Here is a 14,878-nt window from a genome sequence, read left to right as displayed (position 1 = left end):
GTTTTATTCGAATTTCACGCTACGAGCGACTTACAAGCGAGCAGGCCTTAATGCAGCCTACTACAAAGTGTATAGTAAAACGCTCTCCAAGCATGTTTACAGTTTCAAATTTCATTTTCAACGACCATAATATGCGAGCAAAGATCGCGCTTGGAGGCCCTATCATGAGTAAACAATGCACACAGTCACTTATACCTCTAAAAATAAGTGTTCTTACAGTTTCCGACACGCGAAGCGCAGAAACCGATACATCTGGCCAATACCTAACGGAAAGCCTGCAAGAGGCCGGACACACACTTTGCCATCGAGAGATCGTCATCGATGATGTTTACCAGATTCGTGCAAGCTTATCTCGCTGGATCGCAGATAAGGAAACACAGGTCATTTTAATTACTGGCGGTACCGGATTTACATCGCGAGACAGCACTCCCGAGGCCGTCACACCTTTACTCGACAAACTTGTAGACGGTTTTGGTGAGATGTTTCGTCAAATATCGCTAGAACAAGTAGGTACTTCAACCATACAGTCGCGTGCTTTGGCTGGCATGGCAAACCACACACTGATTTTCTGTTTGCCCGGCAGCAATAATGCCTGTAAGACCGCGTGGGATAACATTATTGTCAGTCAAATAGACAGCCGCCATCGCCCATGTAATTTTGTTCCACAACTAAAGAATATCGATATCGAAGCCTGTATAAGTCGCGAATTGGCTGCCGAGCAGCCTAGCGAAAGCTAGCAGTAACCCCAACATAAAGAGCCCTTTGTATGCAACAACTGACACTCACAAGCCCTGACGATTGGCACCTTCACTTTCGCGATGGTGACATGCTTAAGGAGACCGTACCAGCAACCGCGCGATGTTTCGCTCGCGCGATTGTTATGCCAAACCTGGTACCCCCGGTCACGACTGGAGAATTGGTGTCTGCATATCGGCAACGAATCGAGGCCGCGCGACCAGCGGGTTCGGACTTTCAACCCTTAATGACGATTTATCTCACGGATCAGACAAGCCGAGACGATATTATTGCCGCCAAAGCGGCCGGTGCGGTTGCAGCCAAGCTATACCCTGCTGGAGCAACCACAAACTCCGATGCGGCAGTAGCAAGTTTGGAGTCGCTTAACCCTGTTTTTGAAGCGCTCGCCGAAGAAGGTATGTTATTGCTCATCCATGGCGAGGTAACGCACAATGACGTGGATATTTTCGATCGAGAGAAGCTCTTTATCGATCAGCATCTAAAGCGCATTCATCAAGACTTCCCTTCGCTGAAGATCGTTTTCGAGCACATCACAACGAAAGACGCTGCCGAATTTGTTCTTTCTGCAAATGAGCAAGTGGGTGCAACCATTACGCCGCAGCACCTATTGCTAAATCGAAACGATTTGCTTGTGGGGGGCATTCGTCCTCACAACTTTTGCCTTCCGGTTCTTAAGCGCAACATCCATCAACAAGCCTTGCAGGAAGTGGTTAAATCCGGATCTCATAAATTCTTTTTGGGAACAGATTCAGCCCCTCATGAGAAGAGCAAAAAAGAGAGCGCGTGCGGCTGTGCCGGTTGTTACAGTGCATGGAGTGCCATCGAGTTGTATGCCGAGGTATTTGAACAACTCGATTGTCTCGATAAGCTCGAAGCATTTGCGAGCTTCCATGGAGCCGATTTTTACGGCCTACCTCGTAACACGGGCAGCATCACCTTAGTGCGCGAAGAGTGGACAGTGCCCGAGACAATGCAGCTTGCTAATGGCGGTGAGATAGTGCCGTTCTATGCAGGTTCAACGTTAAACTGGAAACTCAAATAACACCTTACTTATTAGTAAGACAAGAAGTACAAGATTTAATCAAAATAATGAACTGAACGCGGTATCCTAGGCGTTAGGAAGTTTTCTCACAGCTTGGATACCGTTCGTTCAACCCGCCATGTACTCATCTTTTCGCCACATTGCCTGTTTGATCATCTGCTCCGTTGCGCTCGCAGCCTGTAGCTCAGGTAGTACAGATGAACACGGCGCCAATCAGGTCCTAGAAACCGTCAAAGGGCAAGCCGTCAAAGGCGTAATTAGCAATGGTATCGTCAGCGCCTACGCGGTTGACAGCGAAGATCAGTCGCTCGAACTCATCTCAACGACGGAAACAGACCCTGCTGGCAACTTTGCTTTACAGCTGACTCAAACAAGCTTTAACAAACCCGTTCTTTTACAAATCACATCAAATGCGCAAACCACTCGCATGAAATGTGACCAAGCAATGGGCTGCACCGGCAAGACGGATGGTATCTGGTATGAATTTGGCGAAGCCGTTCCATTGGAAGATGACTTTCAATTACTCGGTCTTGTTCACGCTCACAGCGACAGTCGAGAGTATAGCGCCCACATCTCTTCGCTGAGCCACCTCATTGTTTCAACCGCGCTTAATCTCCCTGACGGCCTGACTTTCGCAAACATTCAACAAGCCAAGAACTGGATTGCAGATACGCTTGGCTTACAAACGGACCCGCTCACAACGCCCTTCATCGATATTACCGATAGCACTAATGTCGAACAAAGCGACGCCAGTAGTTTCGTCATCTCATTATTAGGCGCAAGCTTGTTTGAGCTTGCGCAAACACAGAGCTGGTATGACGCGGGGATTACTATCAATGACATAGCGCCCAGCAATCTATTCAAGAACAGCGCAGCAATTGCCGAGCAGCTCTCTGTGACGCTGGCACAGGATACTCTCACTCAAATGGACACGCTGCTCGCTAAAGCGAACAGCGCTTCGACGGAAGGCGGCTTTCGCATCCTCTCATCACCGGAGAGTAGAAGTACGACCTTGGGTGAGAGTTTTTATTTTCGCGCTCACGCAAGCGCACAATCTGCGTTGCAATATCAATGGCTTCACAATGGCGCAGAGATTCCCGGAGCAACTAGTGCCATTTATGGAAAGGCAAGCGCAAAAGGCAGCGACGCTGGCAGCTATCAGGTTCGCGTTTCCAGCGCAGGCCAAACACTTTTCTCAAGCCTAGCTACCCTGCAAGTAAATACAGCAAACGTTGCTCTGGACTTTTCTAGACAACCTCAGGGAGCAACACTCGTAAGTGGTCAGTCATTAACGTTGAACGCAAACACCAATATCACCGATAACGTCGAGATCCGCTGGCAAAGGAACGGTAGTCTTCTGACCAGCCAAAGAAGCCCGACCCTCCAAATTAGTGATGTAGCAAATAGCGACTCAGGCGCATACAGGGCAATTGCATCGCGCAACGGACACATCATCTATTCCAACTTTGCACACGTCCATGTCACAGACGCATTGAGTGGCATACAAATTACTGAGCACCCGCAAAGCACGGCGCTGCTGAATGGACAACAAGCAGCCCTTCAAGTAGTAGCATCAGGTGGCGGCTTTTTACGCTACCAATGGTTTAAAAACGGGGTGAAGTTGAGTGGCGCAACACGCAGCTATTTGACACTGACGAATGTAAGCCCGTCTGACGAAGGCAGCTATTTCGTCGAAGTCAGTAACAGCTCGGGCAAGATTGCCTCAAGTCGTGCCGAGATTCAGGTAATTAGCAATAGCGCGGCGCTGGAACTACTTGAGCATCCGCGTTCAGCACAGGTATACCTCGGAGACTCACATACGCTCGGCGTTCAAACATCAGCACAAACATCACATTCCTACCAATGGTTTAAAAATGGCAATCCTATCACAGGCGCAGAGTCCGGGTACTTTACCATTCAAAATGCCTCAGCCGAAGATTCGGGCGCTTACCATGTTATTGCAACAAGCGCGCTCGGCTCTCTGACCTCAAATTCTGCAAACATCACTGTGCGCGAACGCCCCTCCCTCGCGCTATCTTGGGCCATGCCCTCAGAGCGGGAAAACGGAGAACCACTGAATCCAAGCGAAATATATGGCTATCGTTTGGAATATGGTTACAAATCCAACTCGATTCATAATGGTGTTACCGTCGTCGGAGCAAACAATACGCAGTTTACTCTCGCTAACCTAAACGCAGGCAGTGTCTACCTTCATATCGCAACAATCGACTCGGATGGAATAACAGGCCGGTTCTCCGCGCCCATTGAGGTTTACTTACCTTAATCCAATGTAGTCCTGTTGTTGAATTTTGGAGCAAGAAAATGCCACGTTTTAATACGAGTGATAACGCCAGCCTTTATTATCGAGACATCGGTAAAGGCCCAACTATTATCATGCTCCATGGTTTTGGCATGCACTCTGGGCACTGGCTTCCTTACGCTTGGGCTCTATCACAAAAATACCGTGTCATTATTCCAGACCTTAGAGGTTTCGGCCGCTCTCATCACGCAGATTTTAGCGAGACCTGTGCCGTTTCAAACTTTGCCAGCGACATAAATCAGCTCATTAGTCACTTACAACTTGGAGAGTTCAAACTCATCGGCATTTCTATGGGAGCGCTGACATCACTAAAGCTAATAGAAGCGCACAGCCCCAAAAAACTGCAGCGCTACCTGCACATTGATCAAAGCCCCTGCTGTGTGAACAAGAGCGACTGGCAATGGGGGTTATTTGGTGACGAACATGACAGCCGCTTTGAAAACGCAGAACGACTCATCGAAGATCTTGCGCCCTTTATGACGCGAAAAGCGGCTTATGAGGAGATTCCTCTAGCACTGCGATGGCAAATTCATCGTGAGCTTTCCGAATTTTTTGCTTCCGCGCTCTCGAACCCAATTCACAAAGCCCTATCGAGAGTACTTATTTCTAAAGAATGGGTGTCGCAACAAATACTTCCAACCGAAAACTGGTCAGCCTATATGCACTGCCTGAACTCCTACATTACCGAGCGCTACGACCTACGATCAGCGGTAACAAACAGCAACGTACCGATTGATATTCTAGTGGGAATGAAATCGGACATGTATCCTGCAACAGGGCAATTAAGAATGGCTGATTTGAATTCAAATTGTAGCGTCATTCCATTTACAAAAAGTGGCCATGCGCCATTAATTGACCAACCAATAAAGCTCTCAAAGGAACTTTTCCGCTTCGCCGCAAGCTAGTCTAGCGCTGCTGAACAAGAATCCAAGGCTTGATCACAACTGCCCACAGCAAAGCGTTGTCATTTGACCAGCTTAGCGCCTGATCGTCCGCTACCTGCGCCACTTTCCCCTCACTCATCCACTGTTTGATTATGTCAGTGTTGTCCGCAACAATCTGCTCTGCGACCAGTAAGAGGTCAAGGCCCTTATCCACAGCAATTACATTCCCGCCCGCAAAATGCGGTTCCAATTCTTTCCAGGAAATTTGTGCGGTTTCGAGATTCAGCTTTGTGGCCAGAGGGACCTGTGGTTTGTTGTCATCTTGTGTAGAAGTCATGAAGAAATACGCTCGTCGCACTCACTTTTGGGAGCGCGAATTCAAGCATTCCTCTTCTAAAAAGACAAGCCTCGACTTACTTCGGCCTAGCCAATGATCGTCGGCTGGACAAGGTCTTCAATGTAGCTGGCAACCACATCGGTTCTGTGCAGCTCAATCTGCGCCACAAAACGAGAAACAATTCGCTCAGGATTGGGCAACAAGCGCGAGTCACCAATTAAGCCAAATTGGATTTGACCACCATAACTAATGATACTTAAGCCAATTCCAAGATCACCCGTTTGAGGTACCCAGAACATTTGCTCCTTGATTCGAGAGCCCGCAATAAAACGCGGCTCTCGAGGCCCTGGAACATTTGACATCACCGCCGTTGTCTTGTTGCCAAAACTCTCCGTCAAAGCGCGCTGCATGCCCTTCGGCAAAAGGCCTGCGGCATATAAAATTCCATAAGAGAGTGCCGGTTGAAGCGACTGTTTCAGTGCGATCATGTCATGCTTGATCTTATAAACGCGCTCTAATGGATTCTCGATATCTACCGGTAAGGCGGCAAATACGGTTCCGAACTGATTTCCAAGCTCATCAGGGCGCTCACTCAAATCCATCTGATCAGGTGGCCGAATATTGACGGGAATCGTCACATGAACGCGTCGCCCTTCAATATCCTCACCCGCGCGGATCAACTCTTCCCGAAACGCACCAGCAACACAGGACATCAACAAATCATTGATCTTGCAACCAACGACCTTGGCAATACCGTGGAACTTATCAAAACTCACAGGATCAGACCAAGCGCAGGTCTTCCTAACGCCAAGCTTGCCCTTCAACGTCGTTCTGGGATCGGCAGGCATCGTCGCCAATTGCGCGAGCTCGGTTGCCGCTCGAACGCCATCACCGACAATGCCACGCATCGCATCTTGGTCGCGTAAAATTCCGATTCCGTCGGTTGAAATTTTCTTCGCAAATTTCGCATAGCGATCAGCTCGCTCGGTCGCTGTATCGATCAATCGCTGATATCGCGGCCATTCGTAATTCACTTCTTCCTTACTTTCTTCATTCGACGCCGCTTGCGCGACTGAAAATGGCGCGACATTCGCGCTACCATCGGTAATCGAGTTAAAGACGGAAATAAGTGCCAAGCCATCTGCGTAACAATGATGAACACGAAGAATGATCGCTTTGCCATCGCAGTAATTATCAACAAAGTGAATCTGCCACAGAGGCTTGCTTTCATCAAACGGAACGCTGCTTTGATCTGCAAGATATTTCTGTAGCGACTGTTTATCGGCCTTTCCGGGAAGGGCTACCTTTTTTACATGATTCGCCAAATCAAAGTACGGGTCTTTTTCCCAAACATACTCGCCCGATACCTGAACTGGTCGCGTCATAAAACGAGGGAATCGCAGAAATCGATTTATAATCGTATTTCTAAAATCTTTGAACTCCATCTCTTCGGTAATGATCATCGCGTTGATGATCATTAGATTGGTTGGCGAATCCATGCGCAACCAAGCAATATCAACCCCAGAGAGGGGTTTATTGGCATGATCGGTCATACCCGGTTCCTGTCATTATTTTTATAGTTTAATTTTAGTGCTAGGATGCAAACCAAGGCCGAGGAAGCGAAAAAACAGGGCGTCTTAATTTAAAGCACTTAGATAACAAAATGTTATCACAGCTTACATAAATTAACACTCCCGAAGTGATCCTCTGCCATAATTGAATCAAGGCCTTAGACGAAAGTGTTAAACAAGTCTTAAGGAAAAGGGCCTATAATGAAGTAAGACGCAGCCGACCACTTTTGTGTTACATTAAAGTCAGGTTTAGGAAAACCGAAGGCTACGCAAGCTAAGGACAGCAAAGTACGCACCGTTACTACTCAAACAAATAATGTGGTGCAGATTAACTGGGGAGAACGATTGCTGTGCAAGCTACTCACGCTAGAAAGTTAATTAAGCCTATTGCGCAAACATACACTGAGATGTTCTCAGGAAAAGTGTTTACCGTAGGTAAAGGTGCTGTCAGTGTTCGCAATCACTCTGAAAAAGCGACACATACCGTTATCGGCGTACATGGGTTTCTTGAGAATCACTGCTATTTCACGCAAGCGTATCAAGAACCAAGCACAGAACTTATTCTCCTTACCTGCAGCAACTACCATATCCCAGTTGAAGGCCCTCTTCCTGAACCAGCAAGCTGGGAAATACCGATCAAATATTTAGAAGGCACCATTGAGTACGACGCGTGCATTCTTACTCAAGCGCTTGAAAACCTCCCGACAACCAACAAAATTCGCATTCACGGACATTCGCGTGGCGGCGCGGTTATTTTGGAAGCCGTCAATCAGCGGCCAGAGCTTTTTGAGCATGTCGAAGTTATTCTTGAGGCTCCTGCACTTCCCGGAGGAAAAACACATCCGCTCGTGTCTGCTCTTTTAGAGCCGGTGAGTCACGGCATGTGGCCATGGGTCATCCGCTTAATCAATAGCACTCCATCTTCGTCTTACGGCCAAATGTTTTTTGGCAAAATGAACCCTCGAAAACGAAAGTTACTGCATAAACTGTTCACTGCAACCAAAGACCATCTGACGATCGTACGCAACATTGAAAACCTCTTTGCATGGATGGATAAAGCCGATTACTCGGCATATCAGCACCTTCGCCATGGTACATTTTTGATCCCTAAGGTAGATCGAATTCTTGACCGTAACCTCATGCTAGCGAGTGCTCTTAAAAGCCCCACGGCAATTCGCGTTGTAGAAACTGGTGCTCTCAGCCACTTCGTGACGCTGGATGATCGTAAATGGATTCCATCTTTTGACACGATTCCGTCTTCAGAAGAAGCCGAACGCATAAAACAACAGCAGAAACAAATACGCGCGGCGCAAGCAAAAGCCCTCATTTCAAACGGCTAATTCCCCTGAAATGTGCCAGTTAAAGTTTGCATCTTCCGCTTAGCGGTTTACACTCGCGGACTTGTCATTTATTTTGCGAGACAGGTTTACCAAGCGACTCATGTACCGTGACAGAATTGCATCCACTCCGGCAAAAGGCGCGGAGGCCCAGCGACTCAAGAATTTAATGCTGGATTACCATGACTACCAGCAATCCCCCTTAAACCCAGAGCTTTCGAAACTCAAAATCGATCTAGCAAACTGGCAATCAGCTCGCCTGAAAACCACACACAGCGATCTCTACAGCAACCTAAACTTCAAGGATGGCATCGATTTCCTTCTTCAGGAGCTCTATGGTGTCGAGGACTTCAGTGCGCGAGACCGAGATTTAGAACGGATATTCCCAAAACTCATCAAGCTCCTGCCGTCATCCTTGCTCGGGACAGTATCCAATCTCGTCGAGCTAAATCTGCTCACACAACGCCTCGATGACGCGCTCGCAGAAAACCTCTTCAACGACAGCAAACAGTCGGATATCAACGAGCAGTCTTATGTCAAAGCCTACCAGTCAGCTTCCCGCCGCGAAGACCGGTTACGACAATTAGTTCTGGTAGAAAGAGCGGGCGAGCTGCTCGATCGTCACGCAAGAAACCCGGTCCTGCGCTTTACTCTTTCAGTTTCTGAGAAACCCGCAAAAAAATCCGGCCTACACTCCCTGCACGGGTTTTTAATGCGAGGACTTGATGCTTTCTACCGGATGAGCGATGTTGATTTGCTGATGCAAACTTTGATCGAACGCGAAAGCCGGATACTATCCCGTATCTATAATGGCGATCCCCAGCCCTTTAAACTTTAAAAATTAATCGGAAAACACATGTCAAAAACCATCATCAACGACCGAGTAGAACTTGAGATCACCAATCAAATCGCATTTGTGAAACTCGTTCGCGCAGACAAACTCAACGCACTCGACATGCCTATGTTTGAAGCGATTATAAAAGCCACCAAGCAGGTATCACGCAACAAGGAAATACGTGGCGTCATTCTTTCTGGCGAGGGCAAGGCATTCTGCTCAGGGCTTGATGTGAAGAGCATGCTCAAAAATCCGATGGCGGCGATCAAGCTTTTGATCAAGCCAGGAACAAAGTTTTCTAATATTGCGCAAGATGTCAGCTATCTTTGGCGAGAAGTGCCTGTCCCGGTCATTGCGGTCACTCACGGAAAGTGTTGGGGCGGTGGTTTTCAAATCGCTCTAGGCGCAGATTTTCGCTATGCACAAACAGACTGCACATTTTCCATTATGGAAACAAAGTGGGGCCTAATCCCTGACATGGCGGGATCTATCGCCCTACGAGAACTTCTTCCAATAGACAGAGCAAAAGAGTTAACAATGACCGCAGAGGTATTCGATGCGCAAACCGCACTCGACTACAATTTAGTCACGCGAATTAGTGATGACCCAATGCAAGAAGCAATCGCGTTTATCGACTCTCTCAAACAAAAATCGCCAGATGCCATCAGTTACACCAAAAAATTGTATAACTCGGCTTGGCTTTCAACCGTTCGACAGGCGCTCACTCTCGAAACCAAACTGCAACGCAAACTCATTGGTCGACATAACCAGAAACTATCAGGTGCGGTTCATTCGGGTGAAAAAGGCCCCGAAGACTATAAAAACCGCAGTTAAGTTAGGTTCATGCAGGCGGCGTCGCTCGCTTAGAAACGGTAGCCCGCAGCTTCTATTTTCTTAAAAATGTCCTTGGTCAATTGCTGAAAGTCACTTTCTCCAGGCAAGAGAACGTATACATGTTTGCCGCATTTATCAGGATCATAAGCATCGTTTTTCAACGGTGCTTTTTTATATTTGTGCGTGCCGGTAGATTCAATTTCATCGACAAAACGAACAAACAACGGGACGGCATATGCAGGTAGTTCTTCCTGAAGACGGCCAAGCATCTCGTTAAAATCCAGATCTGCGCCATTCTTCATCCGCAAAGCTGCCATACCAGCGCGCCCATTGGTTTTCGGAATCTCAACACCGTACACAACAGCATCAATCACCCCTGAACACTGTCCAAGAATATTCTCAACTTCGGTCGTTGAAACATTTTCGCCCTTCCATCGAAACGTATCACCGAGTCGATCTACAAACTGCGCATGACGATACCCCATGTCGCGCATCATATCGCCGGTATTGAACCAAGCATCACCCTGCTTAAACACGTTTCTGAGGATGGTTTTCTCCGTTTTTTCAGGTTCGGTGTAGCCGTCAAAAGGGGATTTGTCGCTAATTTCACCCAATAACAAGCCTGCTTGGCCTTTTTCTACTTTTCGCATAAAGCCATCACCAAAACGAATTGGCGCGTCTGCGTCGATATCATATTCGACAATCGCATAGGGCATTGGAGAGAGCCCGACTGTATTGTCGAGATTAAAGACATTCATAAAGCCGACATTACCCTCACTTGAGCCATAAAACTCATGCACGCGCTCAATACCGAAACGCGCCTTAAAGGCCTGCCATATTTCCGGCCTCAGGCCATTGCCAAACATAAGTTTCACCTGATGCTGGCGATCTTGTTCTGATGGCGATTTCGCAATGAGGTAGCGGCACAACTCACCTATGTAGCACAATGCCGTGACACGATTGTCGATCACATCATCCCAGTACTGGCTGGCCGAAAACTTTCGCGCGAGAACCAAACATGCTCCCCCCGCAATAATACTCGACCATGCAACAACCAACGCAGTTGCATGATAGAACGGCAGAGGCACGTATACGCGATCATTAGGCTTAAGCTGAATACAGGCTTGGCCGATACCGCCGTATGCCTTCATATATCGACCATTCGTCAATACCGCCGCCTTGGGCAAACCGGTAGTGCCGGATGTATAGAAATAACAAAGCGGATCATTGGCACGCTGTTCCAGACTTGAGCTGGGATTACTGACATCAGCCACACTTTGCGCCGCCTCGAGCAAGTCTGTATAGCCTTGCGGTCTCGACTGTTCAACGGCCAAATCGGCCACCCAAAGCCGAGCATGATCACCGCTTGGCAAACACTCTTGAATTTCGTCAAAGGCGTCGAACAATTCTGCGCCGACGATCAACCTTGCAGGCTTCACCAGAGATACGCTATGTTTCAGCACGGCTTGACGCTGCGAAGTATTAATCAAAGCGCTGACTGCGCCAATCTTCGCTAGCGCAGTCACAGTAATCAGGAGCTCAGGACGATTCTCCATCGCCACCACAATGACATCGCCACGCTGAGTACCGGTCTCGACCAAGTAACGGGCCATCCGGTTCGCCTGTTCATTGAACGCAGCATAAGTCAGTCGGCGGCCTTCAAAGACCACAGCATCCTTAGACGGGTATTTTTTTGCAGTTTTTTCGATACAGCGAGCCAAACCATTTTTAGGATTGCGGCTCTGCCGCGCCACATGAAATAGGCCCTGCGCTTTCTTGGGCAACCCTCTAACTAATTCAGGGGCATGGCTCAACAACTCTTGAGCGCCGAAAGCATGCTTGGGCGCGCCATTTGAAATAGAATCAGACATAATTCGTTATTATTCTAGTGAAGTAAAAAGACTATTTAGATGCAAACTCATCTAAATATTTATGGATCTCTTGCTCTATGCGGGTCTTGAACGGACGCAAAACAAAACTCAACTCCATGTTTAGAGAAATCTCATCTTCAGCACAATGCATTTCGCCCTTTGCTCCGGAGCCTTTAAACTCAAGCGTCTCGCCTGACCAACGATATTTCATACCAAACTTTTCAGCCAAATCTTCAGCTAAAATTTCCGCTTCCGCTCTCGCCGCCTCCAGGCCTCGCCCGTGCGCACGCTCAACGATGATTCTTGCCATACCACCAACCTAACTGTTTCGAATCAGATAATCACATCAGTCTAACCCATCTTCGGCCGCGCAAGAACAATCTAATCCCAGATCAAGATAGTTTTCGCTCGCGCGCGAGGATAGAATAGGCGCAATTCGATTTCTTTGCAGAGTAGCCACCGTGACAGATAACCAAGCGAATAAAGACGTAGGTGATAACACCACCCACTTCGGGTTTCAGAACGTAAATGTAGAAGAAAAAGCGGACAAAGTAGCCGACGTCTTTCATTCGGTCGCAGCGAAGTACGACATCATGAATGATCTGATGTCATTCGGCGTCCACCGAATTTGGAAGCGTTTGACCATTGAGTCCTCGGGCGTGCGTCCAGGGCACCGGGTTCTCGATATTGCAGGTGGCACGGGCGACCTCACTATGCAATTTTCAAAACGCGTTGGGGAGAGCGGCCAGGTCATTCTCGCAGACATTAATGCATCCATGCTCTCGGTCGGTCGAGATCGTTTGCTTGATCGAGGATATGGTAGCAATATCGAATTTGTTCAAGCCAATGCTGAAAGCCTACCCTTCCCGGACAATTATTTTAATGCTGTTTCCATTGCCTTTGGCTTACGCAACGTAACCCACAAAGATAAGGCCATCGCGTCGATGTTGCGCGTTTTAAAACCAGGCGGTCGACTGCTAATACTCGAATTTTCAAAACCAGCAAACCCGCTGCTCAGCGAGGCCTATGACAAGTACTCGTTCACTGCATTGCCAATGATGGGCCGGCTGATCACAAACGATAGTGAAAGCTATAAGTACTTGGCTGAGTCTATTCGTATGCACCCAGATCAAGAAACCCTCAAACAAATGATGGATGATGCCGGTTTCGTCAATACGCGATATCAAAACATGACAGGCGGTATTGTCGCTCTCCACACTGGAATCAAGCCCTAATGAACTTGTTCAGCCAACCTCTTCTGCAGCAATTTGCGCCTGTACTTCAGCGCGCCATTAATGCCGCCTTGATGATGGATCCAGGCGCTGAGAAAAAGCTACAACCCTTGAACGGGTGCGTACTCGAAATCCGCATTAGTAACCTCAATCAATCCCTGTTTATAGGTGCAAAGGGCAATCGCGTCTTGTTGTTATCAGCAGAGCATGCACCAACCGTCACCATGACAGCGAGCCTATTCGCACTTGCGAAACTTGCGGCAAGGCGAGATAGCGCAGAGTTAATCGCGAATCGTGATCTTTCGTTTTCCGGCGATGCAGTAAGGGCACAACAGATTCAGCGCTTTACCGACAACCTTGATATTGACTGGGAAGGCTTACTAGCCCGTTTTATTGGAGATACACCGGCCAAGTTCGTGACAAGTAGTGCCAAGCAAAGCGCAACGTTTGCAAAGACCTTCAGTCAAAACTTTGTGCGTGATCTCGAGGAATTTGTAAAGTACGAGCTGCGCTTATTGCCATCACGTGCGTTGGCCGACAAGCAATTTGACGCCATTGATCAGTTACGTACTGCTAGTGACCGTCTCGAAGCACGGGTAAAAGCACTCACCAACCGTATAAAGCGAGGATAGTTTGGCCGCGGACTTAGGTACTCAAAAGCTCAGACGCATGGTACGAATTGTTTGGGTAATATGCCGCTATCGGCTCGATGATTTCATCCCAAGCTCAGCACTACCTCTTGCTTTGCGCATCCTCCTTATTTTGGCCCCTTGGCATTTTTTCCCTCGCCCCAAGTTACATGGCAGTGAACGATTGCGCTTGGCACTTGAGGAGCTCGGCCCGATCTTTATCAAGTTCGGGCAACTGCTTTCCACGCGAAAAGACTTGCTCTCTGAGGCGTTCGCCATCGAACTGAAAAAGCTCCAAGACCAAGTTCCTCCGTTTGATCAGAAAACCTCTGTCGCACTCATAGAAAAGGGGCTAAAGCGCCCTATCTCTGAAGTGTTTGCACGATTCGATGAAGAGGTAATGGCATCGGCCTCGATTGCGCAGGTGCATAGCGCACAACTGCCTAACGGCCAAGAGGTCATCATTAAGGTGATTCGACCGAGTATCGAGAAAACCATTCGCCAAGACATCTCGCTTATGAAGCTGATGGCCTATGTGCTTGAGCACTATTGGTCTGAAGGAAAGCGCCTCAAGCCGCAACAAATCGTTGCTGACTACGAGCGAACCATCTTCGACGAGCTTGATCTTCAACGTGAAGCTGCTAACGCGTCGCAGTTAAGACGTAATTTTCTGGACTCAGAGCTGATCTATATTCCAGAGGTGTACTGGGACTTCTGCAACGAGCATGTGCTTGTGATGGAACGTATCTATGGCATTCCTGTTGCGGACATCGAAGCGTTGAAAGCCAATAACACAAATCTGCAAGTATTGGCTGAGCGCGGCGTAGAGATCTTCTTCACACAGGTGTTCAGAGACAGTTTTTTTCATGCAGACATGCATCCAGGGAACATTTTTGTCTCGCATAAGAACCCAGAGTCACCCCAGTATATTGCGGTGGATTTCGGTATTGTTGGTATGCTCAGTGAGGAAGATCAAAATTACCTAGCCCGCAATCTTTTGGCTTTTTTCAACCGTGACTATCGAGAGGTTGCGCAGCTTCATGTCAATTCCGGCTGGGTTCCTGCGGACACCCATGTCGAAGAATTTGAAGCCGCAATTCGAACAGTTTGCGAGCCGATTTTTGAGCGCCCTTTAAGCGAGATATCCTTCGGTCAGTTTTTATTACGGCTATTCCAGACTGCGCGACGCTTCAACATGGAGGTCCAACCACAATTAGTCTTGCTCCAGAA

Annotated in this window: 14 protein-coding genes; 10 read left to right on the top strand and 4 right to left on the bottom strand. The window is 48.1% G+C overall.

The genetic code is table 11. The features are described 5' to 3' along the window. Positions 1 to 164 precede the first annotated feature (164 nt). The 4 genes from moaB to A3751_RS13200 all read left to right on the top strand — a co-directional run bounded on the left by moaB (position 165) and on the right by A3751_RS13200 (position 5,023). On the top strand, positions 165 to 737 hold the full coding sequence (gene moaB / locus A3751_RS13215; RefSeq protein WP_068456861.1) for a molybdenum cofactor biosynthesis protein B: 573 nt from the start codon (positions 165 to 167) through the stop codon (positions 735 to 737). Positions 738 to 766: 29 nt separating this feature from the next. Then, positions 767 to 1,798 (top strand): dihydroorotase, encoded by a 1,032-nt coding sequence (gene pyrC, locus A3751_RS13210; RefSeq protein ID WP_068456803.1) that lies wholly within the window; start codon positions 767 to 769, stop codon positions 1,796 to 1,798. A 118-nt stretch (positions 1,799 to 1,916) separates the two neighbouring features. Next, positions 1,917 to 4,082 carry an immunoglobulin domain-containing protein gene (locus A3751_RS13205; RefSeq protein WP_068456800.1) on the top strand — a complete coding sequence of 722 codons (2,166 nt, stop codon included), beginning with the start codon at positions 1,917 to 1,919 and terminating at the stop codon, positions 4,080 to 4,082. A 38-nt stretch (positions 4,083 to 4,120) separates the two neighbouring features. Next, entirely contained in the window at positions 4,121 to 5,023 is a 903-nt protein-coding gene (locus A3751_RS13200) for an alpha/beta fold hydrolase (protein ID WP_068456796.1), read from the top strand. A gap of 1 nt (position 5,024) precedes the next feature. Here the strand turns inward: A3751_RS13200 and A3751_RS13195 are convergent, their stop codons facing one another. Together A3751_RS13195 and A3751_RS13190 are read right to left on the bottom strand one after the other, a co-directional pair. After that, positions 5,025 to 5,339, bottom strand: coding sequence for a DUF2288 domain-containing protein (locus tag A3751_RS13195; RefSeq protein WP_068453187.1), 315 nt, complete (start codon positions 5,337 to 5,339; stop codon positions 5,025 to 5,027). Between the two features lie 86 nt (positions 5,340 to 5,425). Further along, positions 5,426 to 6,892, bottom strand: a complete 1,467-nt coding sequence (locus A3751_RS13190; RefSeq protein WP_068456794.1) for a wax ester/triacylglycerol synthase family O-acyltransferase — start codon at positions 6,890 to 6,892, stop codon at positions 5,426 to 5,428. Between the two features lie 368 nt (positions 6,893 to 7,260). Here A3751_RS13190 and A3751_RS13185 point away from each other — a divergent pair, with 368 nt between their 5' ends. The 3 genes from A3751_RS13185 to A3751_RS13175 all read left to right on the top strand — a co-directional run bounded on the left by A3751_RS13185 (position 7,261) and on the right by A3751_RS13175 (position 9,916). Beyond that, positions 7,261 to 8,250: a S9 family peptidase gene (locus A3751_RS13185; protein ID WP_231871819.1), complete on the top strand. Its 990-nt coding sequence runs from the start codon at positions 7,261 to 7,263 to the stop codon at positions 8,248 to 8,250. Between the two features lie 100 nt (positions 8,251 to 8,350). Then, positions 8,351 to 9,085: a hypothetical protein gene (locus A3751_RS13180; RefSeq protein ID WP_068456791.1), complete on the top strand. Its 735-nt coding sequence runs from the start codon at positions 8,351 to 8,353 to the stop codon at positions 9,083 to 9,085. Positions 9,086 to 9,103: 18 nt separating this feature from the next. Beyond that, positions 9,104 to 9,916, top strand: coding sequence for a crotonase/enoyl-CoA hydratase family protein (locus A3751_RS13175; RefSeq protein WP_068456788.1), 813 nt, complete (start codon positions 9,104 to 9,106; stop codon positions 9,914 to 9,916). A gap of 29 nt (positions 9,917 to 9,945) precedes the next feature. Here the strand turns inward: A3751_RS13175 and A3751_RS13170 are convergent, their stop codons facing one another. After that, positions 9,946 to 11,787, bottom strand: coding sequence for a long-chain-acyl-CoA synthetase (locus tag A3751_RS13170; RefSeq protein WP_068456785.1), 1,842 nt, complete (start codon positions 11,785 to 11,787; stop codon positions 9,946 to 9,948). A 31-nt stretch (positions 11,788 to 11,818) separates the two neighbouring features. Continuing rightward, positions 11,819 to 12,097: a polyhydroxyalkanoic acid system family protein gene (locus A3751_RS13165; protein WP_068456780.1), complete on the bottom strand. Its 279-nt coding sequence runs from the start codon at positions 12,095 to 12,097 to the stop codon at positions 11,819 to 11,821. Positions 12,098 to 12,248: 151 nt separating this feature from the next. Here A3751_RS13165 and ubiE point away from each other — a divergent pair, with 151 nt between their 5' ends. From ubiE to ubiB, 3 genes are all read left to right on the top strand, one after another. Next, entirely contained in the window at positions 12,249 to 13,022 is a 774-nt protein-coding gene (ubiE, locus tag A3751_RS13160) for a bifunctional demethylmenaquinone methyltransferase/2-methoxy-6-polyprenyl-1,4-benzoquinol methylase UbiE (protein WP_068456776.1), read from the top strand. Further along, a complete protein-coding gene (locus A3751_RS13155) occupies positions 13,022 to 13,651 on the top strand; it encodes an SCP2 domain-containing protein (protein ID WP_068456773.1) in 630 nt (209 codons plus the stop codon). Before ubiE ends, A3751_RS13155 begins: the two co-directional genes overlap by 1 nt. A gap of 37 nt (positions 13,652 to 13,688) precedes the next feature. Continuing rightward, on the top strand, positions 13,689 to 14,878 hold a 1,190-nt coding region (ubiB, locus tag A3751_RS13150), incomplete at its 3' end, for a 2-polyprenylphenol 6-hydroxylase (protein WP_068456858.1).

Source organism: Oleiphilus sp. HI0080 (assembly GCF_001635135.1).
The sequence above is the reverse complement of the archived record's forward strand: the minus strand, read 5'-3'. Positions and strand labels throughout refer to the sequence as shown.